Raw genomic sequence first — 20,387 nt, forward strand, 5'->3', positions numbered from 1 at the left:
TTCTGTGGCTTCTCGCGCAGCGGCGAGATCTACAGCTCGGTGGCGGTGCCTCCGGCTGCGGTGATCTGGTCCCGGGCGCTGCCGCTGAACTTGTGAGCGGTGACGTCGACCTTGACGGTCAGCTTCCCGTCGCCGAGCACCTTGACCAGCGTGTTCTTCCGAACGGCACCCTTGGCGACCAGCTCGTCGAGGCCGATGGTGCCACCCTCCGGGAACAACCGGTTGATGTCGCCGACGTTGACGACCTCGTACTCGGTGCGGAACCGGTTACGGAAGCCCTTCAGCTTGGGCAGCCGCATGTGGATCGGCATCTGCCCACCCTCGAACCGGACCGGCACGTTCTTCCGTGCCTTGGTGCCCTTGGTACCGCGGCCCGCGGTCTTACCCTTGGAACCCTCACCACGACCGACGCGGGTCTTCTTGGTGTTCGACCCGGGCGCAGGGCGCAGGTCGTGCAGCTTGATGGGCGTCATTATTTCTCCCCGGCCTCTTCAACTTCTACGAGGTGGTGAACAACCCGGATCAGCCCGCGAGTCTGCGGGTTGTCCTCACGCACCACCGACTGGCGGATCTTGCGCAGGCCCAGGGTGCGCAGGCTTTCGCGCTGCTTCCAGCGTGCACCGATGGTGCCGCGGACCTGGGTGATCTTCAGGTTTGCCATGATTACGCCGTGCCTTCCCGCGCCGCGGCGGCAGCCAGAGCTTCGCTCTCGCGACGAGCCTTGAGCATCGCGGCCGGCGCAACGTCTTCGATGGGCAGGCCACGTCGGGCCGCCACCTCTTCGGGACGCTGCAGCATCTTCAGCGCGGCAACGGTGGCGTGCACCACGTTGATCGCGTTGTCGCTGCCCAGCGACTTGGACAGGATGTCGTGCACGCCGGCGCATTCCAGCACGGCACGCACCGCACCGCCGGCGATCACACCGGTACCGGGGCTGGCCGGGCGCAGGAACACCACACCGGCGGCGGCTTCACCCTGCACCGGGTGCGTGATGGTGCCACCGATCAGCGGAACCCGGAAGAAGCCCTTGCGAGCCTCCTCCACGCCCTTGGCGATCGCGGCGGGCACTTCCTTGGCCTTGCCGTAGCCGACGCCGACCAGCCCGTGGCCGTCGCCGACGATCACCAATGCGGTGAAGCTGAACCGGCGGCCACCCTTGACCACCTTGGACACCCGGTTGATCGCGACGACGCGCTCCAGGTAGTTGCTCTTGTCGCCGTCACGGTTGTCGCGGCCGCCACGGCCGCCGTCGCGGCCACCACGTCCACCCCGGTTGTCACGGTTGTCGCGCCCGTCGCTGCGGTGGGCACTGCCCGTGTCGGGACCTGCCGAGGAGGCCCCTGTCGGCTGCTCCGCCATCATGCGGTCCTTCCAGTCATCTTCACGTCAGTCATCAGAAGTTCAATCCGCCCTCGCGCGCTGCGTCTGCCAGCGCCGCGATACGCCCACCGTAGGTGTAGCCACCGCGGTCGAACACCACGTTCTCAACGCCGGCGGCCTTGGCACGCTCAGCGATCAGCTGGCCGACCCGCACACTGTGGGCCTTCTTGTCGCCGTCCACACCCCGCACGTCGGCCTCGATCGAGGACGCCGCAGCCACGGTGTGACCAGCGAGGTCGTCGACCAGCTGGACGTGGATGTGCCGCGAGGAGCGGTGCACGACCAAGCGGGGACGCTCGGCGGTGCCGGACACCTTCTTGCGCAGCCGCGCGTGCCGACGAATCCGGTGGGTGCGCCGAACCTCGGAGATGTTCTGCCCGACGGGTTTGCGGTCCGGGGTGCCTGTTTGTGATTGCGCCATGACTACTTACCTGTCTTTCCGACCTTGCGGCGAACCTGCTCACCCTCGTAGCGCACGCCCTTGCCCTTGTACGGGTCGGGGCGACGCAGACGGCGGATGTTCGCCGAGATCTGGCCGACCTTCTGCTTGTCGATGCCCGAGACCGAGAACTTGGTGGGCGTCTCCACCGCGAAGGTGATGCCCTCCGGAGCCTTGATCAGCACCGGGTGGCTGTAGCCCAGCGCGAACTCCAGGTCGCTGCCCTTGAGCGCGACGCGGTAGCCGACGCCGAAGATCTCCATCTTGCGGACATAGCCCTCCGACACACCGGTGACCAGGTTGGCCAACAGGGTGCGGCTCAGGCCGTGCAACGACCGGTTGCGCCGGTCGTCGTCCGGCCGGGTCACCACGAGGGCGCCGTCATCGTTGCGAGCAACGTTGATCGGCTCCGCCACGGAGAGCTCCAGGGTGCCCTTGGGTCCCTTGACCGATACGTTCTGACCATCGATGGTCACGTCGACCCCGGCGGGAACCGGGACCGGTTGCTTACCAATACGCGACATGTCTGCTACTCCCTCACCACACGTACGCGAGGACTTCGCCGCCCACGCCCTGCCTGGCCGCCTGACGGTCGGTGAGCAGACCCGAGGACGTGGAGATGATCGCCACGCCCAGGCCGCCGAGCACCCGTGGCAGGTTGGTCGACTTTGCGTAGACCCGCAGGCCCGGCTTGGACACCCGGCGCAGACCGGCGAGGCTGCGCTCCCGGTTCGGGCCGTACTTGAGGTTGACCACCAGCGCCTTGCCCACCCGGGCGTCTTCGACGTGGTAGTCGGTGATGTAACCCTCGCGCTTGAGGATCTCGGCGATGTTCGCCTTGATCTTCGAGTGCGGCAGGGTCACCTCGTCGTGGTACGCCGAGTTGGCGTTACGCAGACGGGTCAGGAAGTCCGCGATCGGATCCGTCATAGTCATTTAGGCTGCTCCTCCACCCTCACCAGCTGCTCTTCTGCACACCGGGCAGCTCGCCGGCGTGCGCCATTTCGCGCAGGCAGATTCGGCACAGGCCGAACTTGCGGAGCACCGCGCGCGGGCGGCCGCACTTGTTGCAGCGGGTGTAGGCGCGCACCGCAAACTTGGGCTTGCGGGCCGCCTTGATAACCAACGCCTTCTTAGCCATGGTCAGTTCTCCTTGAACGGAAAGCCGAGAGCCCGCAGTAGCGCTCGTCCTTCGTCGTCGTTGGTCGCCGAAGTGACGACGGTGATGTTCATCCCCCGCGGGCGGTCGATGGAGTCCACATCGATCTCGTGGAACATCGACTGCTCGGCCAGCCCGAAGGTGTAGTTGCCGGAACCGTCGAACTGCTTGGCCGACAGCCCGCGGAAGTCGCGGATACGCGGCAGAGCGATCGAGGTAAGCCGGTCCAGGAACTCCCACATCCGGTCACCGCGCAGGGTGACCCGGGCACCGATCGGCATGCCCTCGCGCAGCTTGAACTGTGCGATGGACAGGCGGGCCTTGCGAATCTCCGGCTTCTGGCCGGTGATCGCGGCCAGGTCGGTGACCGCGTTGTTGATCAGCTTGGCGTCCCGGGCGGCTTCGCCGACACCCATGTTCACCACGACCTTCACCACGCCCGGGATCTGCATCACGTTGGCGTAGTTGAACTCTTTGTTGAGCGCGTCCCGGATCTCCTCGCGGTAGCGCACCTTCAGCCGGGGCTGGATCTTTTCTGCAGTCGTCATCTCTAGATGTCCTTGCCGTTGCGCTTGGAGACGCGAACCTTCTTGCCGGACTCGGCGTCCACCCGGTAACCGATCCGGGTGGGCTGTCCGTCGGAGTCGACAACCATCACGTTGGAGACGTGGATCGGGGCCTCTTGCGTGACGATCCCGCCCGAGGATGCACCAGCCTGGTTGGCCGAGTTCGCGACGTGCTTCTTGATCCGGTTGACGCCCTGGACCAGCACGCGGTTGCGGGTTGGGAAAGCCTGCAGGACCTTGCCCTTGGCGCCCTTGTCCTTACCGGCGATGATCAGGACGGTGTCGCCCTTGTGGACCTTCATCTACAACACCTCCGGTGCCAGCGAGACGATCTTCATGAACTTCTTCTCGCGCAGCTCGCGACCGACCGGCCCGAAGATGCGGGTGCCGCGCGGGTCGTTGTCCGCCTTGATGATCACGGCCGCGTTCTCGTCGAACTTGATGTAGCTGCCGTCGGCGCGGCGACGCTCCTTGACGGTGCGCACCACGACGGCCTTGACGACATCACCCCGCTTGACGTTGCCGCCCGGGATGGCGTCTTTGACGGTTGCGACGATGACATCACCGATGCCTGCGTATCGCCGCGACGAGCCGCCGAGCACCCGGATGCACAAGATCTCCTTGGCGCCGGTGTTGTCGGCGACCTTCAACCGCGATTCCTGCTGAATCACCAGATCTCCTAAATAATCGAGTCGACGCCCGACACGCCAAGTGGCATGCCGGATTCTCCCCGGTCGTGCATTGTCTTCTTCATTGCCGAAGTGCACGCAGGGCCAACTTGCGCTGGCCGAGGTCTGCTGACGGCAACCCCTAGAGCTTAGGTGACGGATCCCGCAACACCAAATTGCTGGCCAAGCCCGGCGGCCAAGGGCCGGCGCGACGGCATCAGTCGTCCCCTTGCCGCACCCAGGCGTAGATGAACAGACCCATCGCCGCCGCCAGCGCGATCAGCACCCACTGGACGATTGCCTGGTCGATCCAGGAGCCCGGCGGCGGGGCGCCGGGAAGGATGTTGCGCAGCGGGATGATGGCGAACAGATTCGCGGCGTACCAGGTGGCGAATGGGGGCAGAAACTTCCGCCTGCCCATCGCCATCGGCACGGCCACGATCAGCGCCAGGGTGGGCAGGCTGATCAGAACCAGGCAGATTCCGAGGTCGAAGATCAGCGGCCCGCGGGCGCGCTGGATCTTCAACACCACCGCGGCATCGGCATCACCTCGCTGGTTTCGGGTCCGGCTCGCGTCATGCACCCGAGCGACGCTGGCGTCCCAGCCGTCCAGCGATCCGGTGACCTCCACTCGGGCGGGGAGCCGCCTGCGGCCTTCGCCGGTCCCGACGAACACATCGGCCGACAGCTGTTCGGTGACATAGCTGTCGAAGGGCCAGTTTCCGGGGGCGCCGTACGCCTCGATCGTCGTGCTGACCCGTGCCGGCGCATCCCCTTGGGGAAAGTGGAGGTCCCCAAGATCGTTCGGGGGATACAGCCGCACCGCAAGCTCGGTGTTCAGCACATCGAAGCGCTTGTCGTACAACGCCTCTCCGGGATGGACGAGCACATCCACCGCGAGTCGATTGGCGACCGGGTTCAGCTCCTGAAGGCGCACCTGCACGATGGTGTCCTCCGGATTCGCCGCGCTCAGATCGAGCGGCGGCAGCGGACTGTCCGATCTCTGCAGCGTGTGGACGCCGAACAGCGATGACGCATACGCCACAACGATCGCGGCCAGGATCACCGCGCCGGTCAAATAGCGCGGCCTTTGGCGCCGCTTCGCCACCGCAGTGCCGGCCGCGCCTGATTCGGGCTCAGTGGTCATCGGCAGTCAGGGTAGCGAACAGCGGCGCCGAGCAGCAGATGCCCCGAAACACGCTGGCCAGCAAGCGTATCGGAATCCGATCTAACTCGCTCAGACGTCACTCTCCGCCCGCACCCCGTTTACCTACTGTTCGGCAATATGCGGGTTTCGGTTGTTATACACACGGCCATGAATCGTTTTCGGGCTGTCGCAACCCGAACGCCGGCCGTGGCCGCCGGCATCCTGCTGACTGCGGGCGCACTGGCACTGTCGGCGTGCAGCGTTCCCCATATGACGCTGGCCTACGCCAGTGAACTGGTGACGTGCGGAGGCAAAACAGATCTGAAGGCCAGTGGTTCGACCGCGCAGGCGCACGCGATGGCCGAGTTCGTCGGTGTCTACCGCGCCGCCTGCGTTGATCGCACACTCGACTACACCGCCAACGGGTCGGGCGCCGGCATCGCCGACTTCCTGGCTGGAGACACCGATTTCGCTGCGTCCGACTCACCCCTGAACGCCGAGCAGCGGGAGCTGGCCAAGCAGCGTTGTGGCGGTGCGGACGCCTGGCACCTACCGATCGCGTTCGGGCCGATGGCCATCACCTACAACCTGCCCGAAGTCGACTCGCTGGTACTCGACGCGCCCACCATCGCCAAGATCTTCAACGGCAGCATCACGCGCTGGGACGATCCGGACCTCGTCGCACTCAACGGGCCCATGCCTGCCCAGGACATCCGTGTCGTCTACCGCAGCGACTTGTCCGGCAGCACCGAGAACTTCCAGGCCTACCTGAGGGCCGCATCCGGTGGGGTCTGGGACAAAGGCGCCGACAAGACCTTCAACGGTGGCGTCGGTGTGGGCGCCAAAGGCAACGAGGGCACCGCCGCGATGGTGCGCACCATCGAGGGTTCGATCAGCTACAACGAGTTGGCTTTCGCTATGGACCAAGGACTTTTCGCCGCCGAGATCAAAACCCCGGCCAGCCGCAAGTCCAAGCGTCCGGTGCGCATCGGAGCCGACTCCGTGGGCAAAACCATCGCCGGCGCGAAGATCACCGGAAGCGGCAACGATCTCGTGGTCGACATCTCGTCGTTCTACAACCCGACCCAGGGCGACGTGTACCCGATCGTCTTGGCCGGTTACGAGATCGTCTGCTCGAAGTATCCCGACCCCGCCGTGGGCCAGGCGGTCAAGGGCTTCCTGCAGGCGGCCGCCGGCCTGGGCCAGGCCAATCTGAACAAGCAGGGCTATATCCCGCTGCCACCGGACTTCCAATCACGGGTTTGGGCGGCCATCGACACCATCTCCTAGGACGTCCGGCATTTGGCGCCAGCGTGCGTGTTTGTACAGCGACACGCCGCGCCAGGACGCACAGACGCGCACGGTCGCGCTAGCTCTGTCCGTCTGTCGCGCAACGAAACCCGATGTGGCTGGTGGCGGTGTCCTGCGACTGCGGGGACCGGGCCGCCGGTCGGTAGCGATGGCAATACTCCGGCGCGCACAGGTGCGATCCGCCTTTGAGGGTCTGACTGATACCCGGGTCGGCCGGGCCGACGGGAGTGCAGCAGGACTTCGGCGGCGCTGGCCGGTCCTGGAGCCGATGGTGGGCCGAGAACTCGGTGGTCGTCCACTCCCAGACGTTGCCGATCATGTCGACCAGCCCCCAATCGTTCGGCGGAAAAGTCCCCACCGGCGACGTCCCGGCCCAGCCCCGTGCACCGTCGTTGCGGTACGGAAAGTCGCCCTGCCAGGTGTTGGCCATCAACGCACCGCCCGGCTTCTCCTCCTCCCCCCACGCATAGGTGCTCACGCGCCCGGCGCGGGCGGCGTACTCCCACTCGGCTTCGGTCGGCAACCGCCGCCTGGCCCATCGGGCGTAAGCAGCCGTATCGGGATAGGCCACCTGGACCACCGGGTGATCCGGCTTGTTTTCAACCGTGCTGTCCGGTCCGAACGGGTGGCGCCAGCTGGTGCCGGGGACCCACCGCCACCATTGCCGCCAGTCGCGCAGGTCGACCGGCCCGTCAGTGGGGTGAAACACCAGGGCGCCCGGTTCGGCGTCGCCGTATTGCGCGGGATCGAGTTCCTGCTCGGCGAGGGTCACATACCCGGTTGCGGCGACGAATGCAGCGTACTGCGCATTGGTCACCGGATGGCGCTCCAGCGCGAACCGCTGCACCGCCACGCTGTGAATGGGCGCCTCTTCGGGATAGAAACTCGTCGAGCCCATCCGGAACATCCCGGCCGGGATCTCGACGAGGTCCGTCAGCATCACATCAATCCCGCGAAAATGCTGCCGCGATAGTTCTTTTCACGTCCAGGTAGGGCTCTCCGCTGACATCCACCGCGACGTCCGCGATGGTCCCCCCGGTGAAGGCGAACGGCGCACGGTACGCCGAGGACACCGCCTGGCCGGTATTGCGCCCGACGCTGACTCCGCCGCCGGCCAACGCGAAGGCGCCCGGCTGGGCGACCATGTCCGGCAAAGTGGCGATCACTGTGTCGTCGATGTACAACGAGGCCTCGCCGACCGGCGTGTGAGCGCCCTCAACGGTGCCGGTGCGCTCGAACCGTACGCCGAAAACATGTCGGCCCAACGGAATCGGACCGGGCGAGGACAGCCACTGTTCGCGCTCGCCGAGGAAGTTGTAGACGTAGTGCAACTGGCCGCCCTGCACGAACAGCGCATGCCCGCCGTGCCGGGCGCCCTGCTTGAACAGCACTCCCTGCGCGTCGGCCGAATCCACCGTGACACGGGCCAGGACCGAAAATGACCGGCCACGAAGCTCCACGCAGGCCCCCAACGGCACCTCGGCGGTGTGGGGGTAGTAGGTATAGCCGGTACGGTCGCCGGACAGGTAAGGCCGCTGCCTGCTGGTCATCTCGAAGATGTTCAAGTCGGCCAGCGGCAGCCCGTTGTACTTTTCAGCCTCGGCGAACCACATCGCCTTGAGTTCTTCGAGCTTCTCGGGATGTTCTGCAGCCAGGTCGTGGCACTGACTGCGGTCCTCGGCGAGGTGGTAGAGCTCCCACCGGTCGTCGGTGAAGTGACTCCATCCCGATGGGGTCGCCGCATGCACAGTGTTGGCGAACCAGCCGCGATGCCAGATCCCGCGGGTGCCCAACATCGTGTAGTACTGGGTGTGCTTGCCGGTATCTGCGGCTGGATCCACCAGCGCTGCTTTGAAGCTCACGCCTTCCAGCGGACGCTGGGCTATGCCGCGCACGGTTGCTGGCGCTTCGATACCGAGCAGGTCGTAGACCGTCGGGGTCACATCGCACACGTTGACATAGGTGTCACGCACCTCGCCACGCGCGGCGATTCCGTTGGGCCAGCTGACGATCGCGGGATCGGCGATGCCGCCTTCGTGGGAGGCGTAGCGCTTGTAGAGCTTGTAGGGCGTGTTGAACGCCATCGCCCACCCGACCGGGTAGTGGTTGTAGGTTTCCGGACTGCCCAGCTCGTCGAAGAGCTTCATCGCCTCTTCGACGGTGTCGATGTAACCGTTGAAGAACTTGTTCTCGTTGGGCGACCCGTTCGGTCCACCCTCGCCGCTGGCGCCGTTGTCCGAGATCACCACGACGATGGTGTTGTCGAGTTGCCCGGACTCCTCCAGGTAGTCCAGGATCCGGCCGATCTGGGCGTCGGTATAGCTCTGGAATCCCGCGAACACCTCAGCCATCCGGGCGAACAGCCGCTTCTCGGCGTCATCGAGGCTGTCCCACGGGCGGACCGTATCCAGCAGGGGCCAGGGCTGGCCGTCGGCACTGGTGACGCCGGCGTAGGGGTTGATCTCGGAGAGTTCGGTGTCTTCCGGCACCAGCCCCAGCTTCTTCTGGTTCGCCAGCACGATCTCCCGGTACTGTTCGTAGCCCATGTCGAAGCGTCCGGCATAGCGGTCGGCCCATTCGGCGAACACATGGTGCGGGGCGTGCCCGGCGCCGGGGCAGACATAGCCGAACCAGGGCTTTCCGGGCGCGATCGTCTGAGCGTCCCGGATGAATTCGATTGTCTTGTCGGCGATGTCCTTGGAAAGGTGGTAGCCGTCCTCGGGCGTGGCCGGCGGTGCGACCGGGTGGTTGTCATAGACCAGATCCGGGTACCACTGGTTGGTCTCACCGCCCATGAAACCGTAGAACCGTTCGAATCCACGCTGGGTGGGCCAGTGCCGCCGGGCGCCGGCCATGTTGGACTCCTCCAACGGGGTCAGGTGCCACTTGCCGACGCAGAAGGTGTTCCACCCCTGCTCGGCGAGAACCTCACTGAGTAGGGCGGTTTCGAATGGGATACGCCCGCTGCAGTTGGGAAAGCCGTCGGTGAACTCCTCGATGGTGGCCATGCCGACGCTGGTGGCGTTCCGCCCGGTCAGCAGCGACGCTCTGGTCGGGGAGCACAGTGCGGTGGTGTGGAACTGAGATAACCGGACGCCACGCTCGGCGATCCGGCTCATGGTGGGCATCTCCACCAGTCCGCCGAAGCAGTCCCAGGTGGCGATGCCGGTGTCGTCCCAGACCAGGTACAGCACGTTGGGCGCCCCCTCGGGGGCGGTGGGCGCAGCGAACGGCCCCCAGTCCGGCTCGGAATCCCGGATATCGAGACTGACCTTGCCCGTGAATTCCACCATCGCTCACTCCGTCGTCGGCCCCCGGAACGGATGAGACACTACCGGCCCGGTGCCGAAGCGGCAGCTTTTGAAGCCGGGGGCCGCTCGGGCGCGCCCGATGGACGATTGTCCCCCGCTCCCGCCGACACCAGCTCGCCGAGAAACGCCGCGGCCGCAGGCGACGGCGCCCGCTCGATCGGGGTGATCAGTGCGAGTTCACGCGGGAGCACCGGATCGGTCGCCACCCCGACCAGCTGATCCGACTTCGCCACCAACGCCGGCGGCAGGAAAGCGACGCCCAGCCCCGCAGCGACCAGATCGACCAGGTCGAGCGGACTGTTGGATTCGGCGCAGACGGTTCGGACAAATCCGAGCTCGGCGCAGATGCCATCGATGTGCAGTCGGGTCCGCAAGTCCGCCCGACGCTCGACGAACTCGCGATCGCGCAGTGCGGCCAGGGCGACGACGGCATTGCGGGCGAGCGGATCGTCGCGGCGCACCGCCAGCACCAGCGGTTCGATTCCCAAGGGCAGGTCCTTGACCCTGCTGTCGTCGTAGGGCCGGCTGACGAGGGCCAGGTCCAGGTCGCCATCGGCGGTCGCCTGCACCAATGTGTCGATGGGATCGTGTCGCAGGGTGATGTCGATGCGCGGGAAGCTTCGGTGATATCGCGCCAGCAACCCCGGCAGATCGACGGTGCTCAGTCCCTGGATCACCCCGATGCTCAGTCGCCCGCACAACACCCCCCGGACCGCGTCGACGGCGGCTCGCGCATGGTCGGCGGCAGCCAGGGCGTTCTGTGCATCCGGCAGGAGCGCCAGTCCAGCCGTGGTGAGGTCGACGCGGCGATTGTTGCGGACCAGCAGCGCGGTACCGAGTTCCTGCTCCAGACTGCTGATCGACGCGGACAGGGTGGACTGCACCACGTGAACCTTCGCAGCCGCCCTGGTGAAGTGCAGCTCCTCGGCAACAGCGACAAAATGTTTCAACTGCCGCAGCTCCATAGCGATCAGTGTGCCGCCCAGCTCGGTTTGGTCAAATCGAATGTTGGCCTACCCCAACACGATTACTTTGAGCTGGCTGAGACAAAACCTCAGTAGAAACTGTCCTTTGCCACAATTCCTCTGCCGCAATAACTTACATCGCCGCCTTTACGTGCATCGATCGACGATGGCGATTCTCTACATTGAGATTAACTGTTGAAATATCCGCCCACAGGGGTGGTGACGGCGTCGCCGACCCGTTAGCGTCTGACGAGGATGCCAACGGGGGGTTGAGAAGCAGTCGCTGGCATCCGGACATCCGTTGTCGCCCAACACTATCGCCGCTACAACAACATCCCAGACGGTTTTGTCGTGCGCGTACCGCGGGACGGCGGACGATGTTCAGCTCTTCCCGGCATGTTCGATGGGGAACATTCAGGACCGGGACCATCCACGTACGGAAGGAACGTACCGAAAATGAATCGTCGGATCATCTTGTCGGCCGGTGGGGTCACCGCCGGTCTACTCTCGACCACATTCCTGCCCGCGACAGTCGCTTTGGCCGACAACGGGATCGGCGCGGCCGGAAATGTCGGCAGTACCGCGATTCCAGTCGACCTGGCGAGCAATGTCGCCGGTACCGGCGCAACAGGAGCGTTGGGCAACGCCGGTGCCCTCGGCCCGGACGCGACCACGCCCACCCCTGCCCCGCTCGGCGATCTCGGCGCGCTGACACCCACCGCGGGCACCCCCAGCCCGTCGCCGCTCGGCGACACCGGGGCGATCCCGCCGATCGCCGGCACACCCGGCACCACACCCGACGCCACGCCCGCCGGCACACCCGATGCCACGCCCAGTGACGTCACGCCCGGTACCGGCGATGGGTTCACCATCGGCGACACCACCTTCAATCCCGTGCAGGCCGACGGCTCAGAGGGCTTCACCCCGCTCAGCCCGCTGTTCAGCGCTCCGCCCTTGTTCCAAGTCGGCGAGGGCGACCAATCGTTCGACGTCTCCAGCGGTACCGGGAGCGGCGCCACTGACCTGGGCACCGTGACCGCCAGCGAGAATGTCACGGACCTCTTCGGCGGTATCCACAACACGCAGTTCACCATCACCGACGTGGACCCGGCCTCCGGTGCGACCGCCTCGGACCTTCCCACGGTGGGCACGGTGTATGACGTGATGAACTTCGGCAACGGGTTCGAGAACGTCTACACCGATATCCCCGGGGTGGACGGCGCCGCCAACTCCATCACCGACACGCTGTCGACTCCGTTCGGCGACTTCAACATCCCGACCGATTTCGACGCGGCCGGGCTCATTGATCCGGGAGAGGCGTTCGGTATGTCCGCAATGGGCGCCGATGCCGCGGGTGGTGCGGCCGACGCCGCTTCCGCAGCGGCGGGCAGCGCAGCCGACGCAGCCGGTGGTGCCGCGGACGCCGCCGGCGGCGCGGCCGACCTCGCCGGGGGTCTCCCGGACATCTCGGGCATGTTCGATCCGTCGGACCTCTTCGGAATCTGACCCACGTCGCAAGCCGAACATCCCAGGTCCACCCTCGCACCCCGGGCCTGGGATGTTTGGCCCGGCGATTCAGTGGGTAGCCCGGTCACCGCACACTTCATGGAAGTTCTGGGGGGAACCATGAGTTGGACACGTCGATGAGGGCGCAGCATTCGTTGGGGCTGAATCTGTCCTGGCTGCGCGTGACCACGGTGTTTCTGATCGACATCGGCATCTTGTGGGTAGCGGGTCATTGGCCGGCGCAGCTCGGGCCGGCCGAGCGCGCATGGTGGCCGGCGGTCGGACTTGCCGCGGTGCTCACCACGGCCGCGTTGATCACGCACCGCCGGGTACCGCTGACGGCAATCGTGCTGGCACGGCTGTTCGATCGGTTCGCCACGCCCGCGGCGTTCCTCACCGAAGGCTGTACGCCCGGCTTCGACCACCGCCGCCGCTACAGTCGCGACGTCGTCGGCGTGCGCGAATATCGCGGCCGGCTGGTCTCGGTGATCGCCATACCCGCCATACCCGCGGCCCCGGCCGAAGCGGCTGGCCGACATCGCCGCGTCCCGGCACCGGTACCGGCACCGACTCTTCCCGCTACGCTCGTCGCCGCCGGCCTGCGGCAGTTCGACGTGCGTCTGGACGGGATCGACATCGTGTCAGTACGAACGTGCGACTCCCCCGACGGCGAACACAACGACGACGACACGGCGGCAGCCACGGTGCCCAGCTCCCCTGGTCCGCAAGACAACTGGCTGATCCTGCGGATGGATCCGATGCACAACACCGAGGCGGTGGCTGTTCGCGATTCCGTAGCAGCGACCCTGGCCGTAGCCACCGAACGCCTGGCACGAGACCTCTGCGAACGTCACCTGGACGCGCGAATCCTGTCGGCCGACGAATTCGACCAGGTCGATGCGGCGCTACTGGCGGGCCTGCAGCCGACCCAGATCCGCCGACGTCGCCGCCGACTGAAGCAGAAGGAGCCCAAGGGGCCCAAACACTTCGCGGCCACGTTCTGGATGTCGCCGCGAGACATCTCCACGGAGAACCTGGAACGGCTGTGGCTGCCTGAGACCGACACGACCGCGGTCACGGTCCGCCTGACACCGCGTCAGCGCAACACCGACGTCGCCGTGCTGGTGCGCTACCACAGCGCGAGCAGATTACGCCGAAACACCTCGGCCGGATTGAACCGTCTCAACGGCCGACAACTGACAGCGCTGCGGACCAGTCTGCCGACGCCGACACAACGCACGCTGGTGGTGCCGGCCCGGGTGCTCAACGGCCAGGAGTCGCTGCAGGTTCCGCTCGGTCCGACCGCGCCGCAACCAGTGGCGCGGGTCAAGGTGCCGGCCTAAGCCGCACCCGACCCCAGACACGACGAAGCCCCGCGACCCAGGTCGCGGGGCTCTGTCGATATTACGTCGCCGTACTACTTGGCCTTCTCCAGGATCTCGACCAGGCGCCAGCGCTTCGACGCCGACAACGGACGGGTCTCCATCAGCGACACGCGGTCGCCGATGCCGGCCGTGTTGTTCTCGTCGTGCGCCTTGACCTTCTTGGTGGTCCGGATGATCTTGCCGTACAGCGGGTGCCGCACACGGTCTTCGAGCTCGACGACGATGGTCTTCTCCATCTTGTCGCTGACCACGTAGCCGATCTGGGTCTTGCGGCGGCCCCGCACCGTCTCCGTGCGCGGGGTGTGCTTGGCACCCTTCTCCGCGGCGTTAGCCTTTGCAGCCTGTGCCATTACGATGCCTCGCCTTCAGAACCAGCGGGACCGGACGCCAGGCCCAGTTCCCGTTCGCGCAACACGGTGTAGATGCGCGCAATCTGGTGGCGCACCGTGCGGAGCCGACGGTTGTTGGTGAGCTGCCCGGTCGCCATCTGGAAACGCAGGTTGAACAGCTCTTCTTTGGACTCGCGCAACTGCTCGACGAGCTCGTCGGCGTTAAGCTCGCGCAGTTCGCCAGCGGTAACTCCCACTGCCATCAGAACTGCTCCTCTCGGGTGACGATGCGCGCCTTGATCGGCAGCTTGTGGATCGCCCGGGTCAGTGCGGCGCGGGCAATGGCCTCATTCGGGTAGCTCAGCTCGAACAGCACCCGACCCGGCTTGACGTTGGCGACCCACCATTCCGGCGAACCCTTACCGGAACCCATGCGGGTCTCGGCGGGCTTCTTGGTCAGCGGACGGTCCGGGAAGATGTTGATCCACACCTTGCCGCCACGCTTGATGTGCCGGTTGATGGCAATACGAGCCGACTCGATCTGCCGGTTGGTGACGTAGGCGTGCTCCAGTGCCTGGATGCCGTACTCACCGAACGTCACCGCGGTGCCGCCGCTGGCGATACCGCGCTGCTTGGGGTGGTGCTGCTTGCGGTGCTTGACCCTACGGGGAATCAACATGATTTAGCTCTCCGTGCTCTGCGTTTCCGCTGCGGCGGGAGCGGTCTCGGTGACCGTTTCCGCAGCAGCGGTGTTCTCAGTGCTCTCAGCGGCCCGCCCGGCGTCGGTGCTGGTCGCGGTGGTACCCGAGGCGCCGCTGCGGCGCGGGCGGGTGCCCGACGGCCGCTCCCGGCGCGGACGGTCGGCCGACGGTGCGGCAGCGGCCAGCTCGCGCTTGCCACCGACGATGTCGCCCTTGTAGATCCAGACCTTCACGCCGATCCGGCCGAAGGTGGTCTTCGCCTCGTACAGCCCGTAGTCGATGTCGGCGCGCAGCGTGTGCAGCGGCACCCGACCCTCACGGTAGAACTCCGAGCGGCTCATCTCGGCACCGCCGAGACGGCCCGAGCACTGCACCCGGATTCCCTTGACGTTGGGCTGACGCATCGCCGACTGGATCGCCTTGCGCATCGCCCGACGGAACGCCACACGGTTGCTCAGCTGCTCGGCCACGCCCTGGGCCACCAGCTGCGCCGTCGACTCCGGGTTCTTGACCTCGAGGATGTTCAGCTGCACCTGCTTGCCGGTCAGCTTCTCCAGGTCGGCACGGATCCGGTCGGCCTCGGTACCGCGGCGGCCGATGACGATGCCGGGCCGGGCGGTGTGGATGTCGACGCGAACCCGGTCACGGGTGCGCTCGATCTCGACATCGGCGATGCCGGCGCGCTCGAGTCCCGTCGACAGCAGGCGGCGGATCGCCACGTCTTCCTTGACGTAGTCCGCGTACTGCTTGTCGGCGTACCACCGCGACTTCCAATCGGTGGTGATCCCGAGCCGGAAGCCGTGCGGGTTGATCTTCTGGCCCATTACTCCGAGCCCTCCTTCGCGTCGGACGTCTCAGGCGCCTTCTTGGTTGCCGCCTTCTTGGCGGGCGCCTTCTTAGCCGCCGCTTTTTCAGTCGTCTTCTCAGCAGCCTTGGCTGCGGAAGCCTTCTTGGCCGGCGCCTTCTTGGCCGGCGCCTTCGCGCCCGCCTCGGAGGCGGCCTTGCTGGCCTGCGCACGACGCGCCCGGGTGGCACCGGCGGACTGCGCCGAACCGCCGCCGGAGGACGGCCGGCTCTCCACCACCACAGTGATGTGGCTGGTGCGCCGACGGATCCGGTACGCACGCCCCTGGGCGCGCGGCTTGATCCGCTTGGCGGTCGGGCCCTCGTCGGCGTAGACCGTCGCCACCACCAGGGTGGACGGGTCCAGGCCGTCGTTGTTCTCGGCGTTGGCCGCCGCACTGGCGATGACCTTGGCCAACGGCAGGCTGGCCTGCTGCGGCGCCCAGCGCAGGATGTCCAGCGCTTCAGTCACCGATTTGCCGCGCACCAGGTTGATCACCCGGCGCGCCTTACTGGCCGAGATACCCACATGGCGGGCCTTGGCGACAGCGGACGGAAATTCAGTCGTAACGCTCACCGGCGCTTAGCCTTCCGGTCGTCTTTGATGTGTCCCTTGAAGGTGCGCGTCGGAGCAAATTCGCCGAGCTTGTGCCCGACCATCGACTCGGTGACGAATACCGGGACATGCTTGCGGCCGTCGTGAACGGCGAACGTGTGCCCGATGAAGTCCGGGATGATCGTCGACCGACGTGACCAGGTCTTGATGACCTGCTTGGTGTTCTTCTCGTTCTGAACGTCGACCTTCTTGAGCACATGCTCGTCGACGAACGGACCCTTCTTGAGGCTGCGTGGCATCGCTTTCCCTCCGATTCCTAGCGCTTCTTGCCGGTGCGCCGGCGTCGGACGATGAGCTTGTCGCTGGGCTTGTTCGGCCGGCGGGTGCGACCCTCCGGCTTGCCCCACGGGCTAACCGGGTGCCGGCCGCCGGAGGTCTTGCCCTCACCACCACCGTGCGGGTGGTCCACCGGGTTCATCACCACACCACGGACGGTCGGGCGCTTGCCCTTCCACCGCATACGGCCGGCCTTACCCCAGTTGATGTTGGCCTGCTCGGCGTTGCCCACCTCGCCGACAGTGGCGCGGCAGCGCACGTCGACACGGCGGATCTCACCCGACGGCATACGCAGCGAGGCGTAGGCGCCTTCCTTGCCCAGCAGCTGAATGCTGGAGCCAGCGGAGCGGGCCATCTTGGCGCCACCCCCCGGCCGCAGCTCCACGGCGTGCACCAGGGTGCCCGCGGGGATGTTGCGCAGCGGCAGGTTGTTGCCGGGCTTGATGTCGGCGTTGGCGCCCGACTCGACCACGTCGCCCTGCGACAGACCCTGCGGAGCGATGATGTAGCGCTTCTCGCCATCCAGGTAGTGCAGCAGTGCGATGCGGGCGGTGCGGTTCGGGTCGTACTCGATGTGTGCGACCTTCGCGTTGACGCCGTCCTTGTCGTGGCGACGGAAGTCGATCACGCGGTAGGCACGCTTGTGACCGCCACCCTTGTGCCGGGTGGTGATCCGGCCGTGGGCGTTACGCCCACCGTGGCCGTGCAGCGGCCGAACCAGCGACTTCTCCGGGTGAGAGCGGGTGAGCTCAGCGAAATCGGAGACGCTGGCACCGCGACGACCGGGGGTCGTCGGCTTGTACTTGCGGATTCCCATGTCAGTTAGATCTCTCTCTCACTCCGGTCAGGCCGGTGCGGCGAACAGGTCGATCGGCTTGCTGCCGGGCGCCAGAGTCACAATGGCGCGCTTGGTGTCTTTGCGCTTGCCGTAGCCGGTCCGGGACCGCTTGCGCTTACCCGGCCGGTTCGCGGTGTTCACCGACGCAACCTTGACCGCGAAGATCTTCTCGATCGCGATCTTGATCTGCGTCTTGTTCGTGTCGGGGTGGACCACGAACGTGTACACGTTGTTCTCGATCAGCCCGTAGGACTTCTCGGAGATGACCGGCGCGAGGATGATGTCGCGGGGGTCGGTGATGGTCGCCATCAGGCCGAAACCTCCTCGGTTTTGGCGGTGTGAGCCTCGATGTAGGAGTTCAGAGCCTCGACGCTGAACACCACGTCGTCGGCACGCAGCACATCGTGGGTGTTGAGCTGGTCCGCGGACAGGATGTGCACACCCGGCAGGTTGCGCACGCTCTTGGCGCCCGTCTCGTCGGCCCGGCCGATGACCACCAGCACCTGCTTGCGGTCGGTGATCGAGCCCAGGAACGCCTTGGCGTCCTTGGTCGACGGGGTCTGACCGGTCACCAGCTCGGTGACCGCGTGGATGCGGCCGTTACGAGCCCGGTCCGACAACGCTCCGCGCAGGGCGGCGGCGATCATCTTCTTCGGGGTGCGCTGGCTGTAGTCACGCGGCTTGGGGCCGTGCACCACGCCACCACCGGTGAACTGCGGTGCGCGAGTCGAACCCTGGCGGGCCCGGCCGGTTCCCTTCTGCCGGTAAGGCTTACGGCCACCGCCGCTGACCTCACCGCGGGTCTTGGTGGAGTGCGTACCCTGACGGGCCGCAGCCAACTGAGCGATCACCACCTGGTGCATGAGCGCAATGTTGGCGGGAGCGTCGAACAGCTCGGCGGGCAGCTCAACCGAGCCGCTCTTCTTGCCGTCCGGAGTCTTGACGTCAATCTTGATGCCGGCCATTACTTCTCACCCTTTTTGATCGCGCTGCGGACCAGAACCAGCCCACCGTTGCGGCCCGGAATGGCGCCCTTGATCAACAGCACACCGTTCTCGGCGTCCACCTTGTGGACCACCAGGTTCTGGGTGGTGACACGGTCGTTACCCATCCGGCCCGACATCCGGGTGCCCTTGAACACCCGGCCGGGGGTCGAGCAGCCGCCGATCGAACCCGGCCGGCGGTGCACGGCCTGGGCGCCGTGCCCGGCGCCCTGACCGCGGAAACCGTGCCGCTTCATGGTGCCGGCGAAGCCCTTACCTTTGGAGGTTCCGGTGACGTCGACGTAGCTGCCGTCGGCGAAGATCTCTGCGGTCAGCTCCTGGCCGACCTCGTACGCGGCCGCGGCGGCCTCGTCGTCGAGCCGCAGCTCGGCGAGGTGACGGCGGGGGTTCACACCCGCGGCGGCGTACTGACCGGTGACCGGCTTGTTCACCTTGCGGGGGCTGATCTCGCCGTAAGCGAGCTGGACGGCGCTGTAGCCGTCGCGCTCGGGGGTACGGATGCGGGTCACCACGTTGGGCCCGGCCTTGACGACCGTGACCGGCACGACCTTGTTGTTCTCGTCGAACACCTGCGTCATGCCCAGTTTGGTACCCAAAATACCTTTGCGTGCCATGGTTTTCGGTGCTCCTACTGAATGTTGACGTCGACGCTGGCCGGCAGATCGATGCGCATCAAGGCGTCAACGGTCTTCGGCGTGGGATCGAGGATGTCGATCAGCCGCTTGTGGGTGCGCATCTCGAAGTGCTCCCGCGAGTCCTTGTACTTGTGCGGGGACCGGATGACGCAATACACGTTCTTTTCGGTCGGCAGCGGCACCGGGCCGACTACGGACGCACCGGTACGAGTGACCGTCTCAACGATCTTGCGCGCCGAGGCGTCAATCGCCTCGTGGTCGTAGGCCTTGAGCCTGATGCGGATCTTTTGTCCCGCCACGCTTCTGCTACCTCACTCCTGCAAAGGGGGTCCGTTTTTCGAACCCTTACGTGCCCCAGCTCGTCTGTACCTTTTAGGACCCGTGGGTCCGGTGTCGACACTGCGCTGGGCGCTGCCGCCGCTGTTTACCTGTCCTGGTCCACCGGTCCCCGCGGTCGGGCGTGTCGCCCTCACGCGGCCCCGTGCACGGTGAAAAAGCTCCGTACGGCGAGAATGGGACCGGACGCGCCCGGGTGGGCGCTGGTCGTATGCCCGGCCAGGGACAACCCCGGCGCAGGCGAACCTGAATAGTATGCCCCAGATCGGGTCAGCGGCCAAATCCCCGCGGTTTAGCGAGGCTCAGCCAAGCAGAGGCGACGCTGGAACCGCGGCATCGACCCAGCGACAGCGCTCGCGGGCCCTCGGACCAGCCGCCGCCGAGCCGCCCGGCAGTCGACCTTACTTGCCGGTAAGGTAGCTCAACGTGACCGGATCTACCAGTACTTATCAGACATGGCGACGGCTGGCGGGCATCCCCGGCGGGACCCGACTGTTCTCGGCCGCGGCGATGGCTCGGGTCCCTTACTTCGCCTCGGTGCTGCCGCACGTGGTCCGGATGGAACCCGGACTGGCAGAGGTGCTGGTGCCCAAGTGGCCGTTCGTCTACAACCACCTGCACACGGTGCACGCGATCGCGTCCTGCAACGCGGCCGAAGTGGCGATGGGGATGTTGATGGAGGCCACCGTGCCGCGCAGCCACCGCTGGATCCCCAAGGCGATGAACGTGGCTTACCTGGCCAAGGCGACGACGTCGTTGCGGGCGACCGCCCGCCTGGACCCACCGGACTTCGGTTCGATCACCGAAGGCACTGAGGTGGTGGTGCCGGTCAGCATCACCGACAAGTCCGGCGTCGAGGTGGTGCACGCCGACATCACCACCTGGGTCACGCCCGCCTGAACCTCACGCCTCCCACTTCTCGCCGAGCGTGTAGTGAGGCCGAGATTTCGGGTGAATTTTCGTCCTGAGTAC

29 protein-coding genes are annotated in these 20,387 nt (G+C 66.3%); 4 read left to right on the forward strand and 25 right to left on the reverse strand.

Annotation, left to right across the window (positions count from 1 at the left end):
* Window positions 1-29: 29 nt before the first annotated feature.
* The 11 genes from rplO to ACKY0W_RS17630 form a co-directional block, all read right to left on the reverse strand.
* Window positions 30-473, reverse strand: a complete 444-nt coding sequence (gene rplO / locus ACKY0W_RS17580) for a 50S ribosomal protein L15 (RefSeq protein ID WP_409435121.1) — start codon at window positions 471-473, stop codon at window positions 30-32.
* Entirely contained in the window at window positions 473-661 is a 189-nt protein-coding gene (rpmD, locus tag ACKY0W_RS17585) for a 50S ribosomal protein L30 (protein ID WP_047320739.1), read from the reverse strand. The genes rplO and rpmD overlap by 1 nt, the downstream gene beginning before the upstream one ends.
* A gap of 2 nt (window positions 662-663) precedes the next feature.
* Window positions 664-1,359 carry a 30S ribosomal protein S5 gene (gene rpsE, locus ACKY0W_RS17590; protein ID WP_406757750.1) on the reverse strand — a complete coding sequence of 232 codons (696 nt, stop codon included), beginning with the start codon at window positions 1,357-1,359 and terminating at the stop codon, window positions 664-666.
* A 34-nt stretch (window positions 1,360-1,393) separates the two neighbouring features.
* Window positions 1,394-1,801 (reverse strand): 50S ribosomal protein L18, encoded by a 408-nt coding sequence (gene rplR / locus ACKY0W_RS17595; RefSeq protein ID WP_406757751.1) that lies wholly within the window; start codon window positions 1,799-1,801, stop codon window positions 1,394-1,396.
* 2 nt (window positions 1,802-1,803) lie between these two features.
* Entirely contained in the window at window positions 1,804-2,343 is a 540-nt protein-coding gene (rplF, locus tag ACKY0W_RS17600) for a 50S ribosomal protein L6 (protein ID WP_046188194.1), read from the reverse strand.
* Window positions 2,344-2,356: 13 nt separating this feature from the next.
* The gene (gene rpsH / locus ACKY0W_RS17605; protein WP_013830245.1) at window positions 2,357-2,755 is read right to left on the reverse strand and encodes a 30S ribosomal protein S8; all 399 of its coding nucleotides are present in this window, start codon (window positions 2,753-2,755) and stop codon (window positions 2,357-2,359) included.
* Window positions 2,756-2,774: 19 nt separating this feature from the next.
* Window positions 2,775-2,960, reverse strand: a complete 186-nt coding sequence (locus ACKY0W_RS17610; RefSeq protein ID WP_024440399.1) for a type Z 30S ribosomal protein S14 — start codon at window positions 2,958-2,960, stop codon at window positions 2,775-2,777.
* A gap of 2 nt (window positions 2,961-2,962) precedes the next feature.
* Window positions 2,963-3,526 carry a 50S ribosomal protein L5 gene (gene rplE, locus ACKY0W_RS17615; RefSeq protein ID WP_046285615.1) on the reverse strand — a complete coding sequence of 188 codons (564 nt, stop codon included), beginning with the start codon at window positions 3,524-3,526 and terminating at the stop codon, window positions 2,963-2,965.
* 2 nt (window positions 3,527-3,528) lie between these two features.
* Window positions 3,529-3,846, reverse strand: coding sequence for a 50S ribosomal protein L24 (rplX, locus tag ACKY0W_RS17620; RefSeq protein ID WP_046188192.1), 318 nt, complete (start codon window positions 3,844-3,846; stop codon window positions 3,529-3,531).
* Window positions 3,847-4,215: a 50S ribosomal protein L14 gene (gene rplN / locus ACKY0W_RS17625; RefSeq protein WP_024440402.1), complete on the reverse strand. Its 369-nt coding sequence runs from the start codon at window positions 4,213-4,215 to the stop codon at window positions 3,847-3,849.
* 214 nt (window positions 4,216-4,429) lie between these two features.
* Entirely contained in the window at window positions 4,430-5,359 is a 930-nt protein-coding gene (locus tag ACKY0W_RS17630) for a DUF4436 domain-containing protein (RefSeq protein WP_409435122.1), read from the reverse strand.
* 168 nt (window positions 5,360-5,527) lie between these two features.
* Between ACKY0W_RS17630 and pstS the strand changes: the two genes are divergently transcribed.
* Entirely contained in the window at window positions 5,528-6,649 is a 1,122-nt protein-coding gene (gene pstS, locus ACKY0W_RS17635; protein ID WP_409435123.1) for a phosphate ABC transporter substrate-binding protein PstS, read from the forward strand.
* A 79-nt stretch (window positions 6,650-6,728) separates the two neighbouring features.
* Here the strand turns inward: pstS and ACKY0W_RS17640 are convergent, their stop codons facing one another.
* From ACKY0W_RS17640 to ACKY0W_RS17650, 3 genes are read right to left on the reverse strand one after another with little or no spacing between them, the layout of a single operon-like run.
* On the reverse strand, window positions 6,729-7,610 hold the full coding sequence (locus ACKY0W_RS17640; protein WP_409435124.1) for a formylglycine-generating enzyme family protein: 882 nt from the start codon (window positions 7,608-7,610) through the stop codon (window positions 6,729-6,731).
* A gap of 4 nt (window positions 7,611-7,614) precedes the next feature.
* A complete protein-coding gene (locus ACKY0W_RS17645; protein ID WP_409435125.1) occupies window positions 7,615-9,963 on the reverse strand; it encodes an arylsulfatase in 2,349 nt (782 codons plus the stop codon).
* 38 nt (window positions 9,964-10,001) lie between these two features.
* Complete coding sequence (locus tag ACKY0W_RS17650) at window positions 10,002-10,946, reverse strand: LysR family transcriptional regulator (protein ID WP_409435126.1); 945 nt, start codon at window positions 10,944-10,946, stop codon at window positions 10,002-10,004.
* Between the two features lie 456 nt (window positions 10,947-11,402).
* Between ACKY0W_RS17650 and ACKY0W_RS17655 the strand changes: the two genes are divergently transcribed.
* Together ACKY0W_RS17655 and eccE are read left to right on the forward strand one after the other, a co-directional pair.
* Window positions 11,403-12,452, forward strand: coding sequence for a hypothetical protein (locus ACKY0W_RS17655; protein ID WP_409435127.1), 1,050 nt, complete (start codon window positions 11,403-11,405; stop codon window positions 12,450-12,452).
* Window positions 12,453-12,589: 137 nt separating this feature from the next.
* Window positions 12,590-13,795, forward strand: a complete 1,206-nt coding sequence (eccE, locus tag ACKY0W_RS17660) for a type VII secretion protein EccE (protein ID WP_409435128.1) — start codon at window positions 12,590-12,592, stop codon at window positions 13,793-13,795.
* 74 nt (window positions 13,796-13,869) lie between these two features.
* Here eccE and rpsQ read toward each other — a convergent pair whose 3' ends face one another.
* From rpsQ to rpsJ, 11 genes are read right to left on the reverse strand one after another with little or no spacing between them, the layout of a single operon-like run.
* Entirely contained in the window at window positions 13,870-14,187 is a 318-nt protein-coding gene (gene rpsQ / locus ACKY0W_RS17665; RefSeq protein WP_067969775.1) for a 30S ribosomal protein S17, read from the reverse strand.
* Window positions 14,187-14,429 (reverse strand): 50S ribosomal protein L29, encoded by a 243-nt coding sequence (gene rpmC, locus ACKY0W_RS17670; protein WP_047318355.1) that lies wholly within the window; start codon window positions 14,427-14,429, stop codon window positions 14,187-14,189. Before rpmC ends, rpsQ begins: the two co-directional genes overlap by 1 nt.
* A complete protein-coding gene (gene rplP, locus ACKY0W_RS17675; protein ID WP_406757759.1) occupies window positions 14,429-14,845 on the reverse strand; it encodes a 50S ribosomal protein L16 in 417 nt (138 codons plus the stop codon). Before rplP ends, rpmC begins: the two co-directional genes overlap by 1 nt.
* Before the next feature lie 3 nt (window positions 14,846-14,848).
* Window positions 14,849-15,691 carry a 30S ribosomal protein S3 gene (gene rpsC / locus ACKY0W_RS17680; protein ID WP_409435129.1) on the reverse strand — a complete coding sequence of 281 codons (843 nt, stop codon included), beginning with the start codon at window positions 15,689-15,691 and terminating at the stop codon, window positions 14,849-14,851.
* Window positions 15,691-16,287, reverse strand: a complete 597-nt coding sequence (gene rplV / locus ACKY0W_RS17685) for a 50S ribosomal protein L22 (RefSeq protein ID WP_406757761.1) — start codon at window positions 16,285-16,287, stop codon at window positions 15,691-15,693. Before rplV ends, rpsC begins: the two co-directional genes overlap by 1 nt.
* On the reverse strand, window positions 16,284-16,565 hold the full coding sequence (rpsS, locus tag ACKY0W_RS17690) for a 30S ribosomal protein S19 (RefSeq protein WP_024440412.1): 282 nt from the start codon (window positions 16,563-16,565) through the stop codon (window positions 16,284-16,286). Before rpsS ends, rplV begins: the two co-directional genes overlap by 4 nt.
* 17 nt (window positions 16,566-16,582) lie before the next feature.
* Window positions 16,583-17,419, reverse strand: coding sequence for a 50S ribosomal protein L2 (gene rplB / locus ACKY0W_RS17695; RefSeq protein ID WP_067969766.1), 837 nt, complete (start codon window positions 17,417-17,419; stop codon window positions 16,583-16,585).
* Window positions 17,420-17,446: 27 nt separating this feature from the next.
* A complete protein-coding gene (gene rplW, locus ACKY0W_RS17700; RefSeq protein WP_024440414.1) occupies window positions 17,447-17,749 on the reverse strand; it encodes a 50S ribosomal protein L23 in 303 nt (100 codons plus the stop codon).
* Window positions 17,749-18,405, reverse strand: coding sequence for a 50S ribosomal protein L4 (gene rplD / locus ACKY0W_RS17705; RefSeq protein WP_406757762.1), 657 nt, complete (start codon window positions 18,403-18,405; stop codon window positions 17,749-17,751). Before rplD ends, rplW begins: the two co-directional genes overlap by 1 nt.
* Window positions 18,405-19,058 (reverse strand): 50S ribosomal protein L3, encoded by a 654-nt coding sequence (gene rplC, locus ACKY0W_RS17710; RefSeq protein ID WP_406757763.1) that lies wholly within the window; start codon window positions 19,056-19,058, stop codon window positions 18,405-18,407. The genes rplD and rplC overlap by 1 nt, the downstream gene beginning before the upstream one ends.
* A gap of 14 nt (window positions 19,059-19,072) precedes the next feature.
* Window positions 19,073-19,378: a 30S ribosomal protein S10 gene (gene rpsJ, locus ACKY0W_RS17715; RefSeq protein WP_003883485.1), complete on the reverse strand. Its 306-nt coding sequence runs from the start codon at window positions 19,376-19,378 to the stop codon at window positions 19,073-19,075.
* 463 nt (window positions 19,379-19,841) lie between these two features.
* Here rpsJ and ACKY0W_RS17720 point away from each other — a divergent pair, with 463 nt between their 5' ends.
* Window positions 19,842-20,315: a hotdog fold domain-containing protein gene (locus ACKY0W_RS17720; RefSeq protein WP_409435130.1), complete on the forward strand. Its 474-nt coding sequence runs from the start codon at window positions 19,842-19,844 to the stop codon at window positions 20,313-20,315.
* Window positions 20,316-20,387: the final 72 nt, after the last annotated feature.

Source organism: Mycobacterium sp. SMC-14, from assembly GCF_046250075.1.
Classification (GTDB): Bacteria; Actinomycetota; Actinomycetes; order Mycobacteriales; family Mycobacteriaceae; genus Mycobacterium.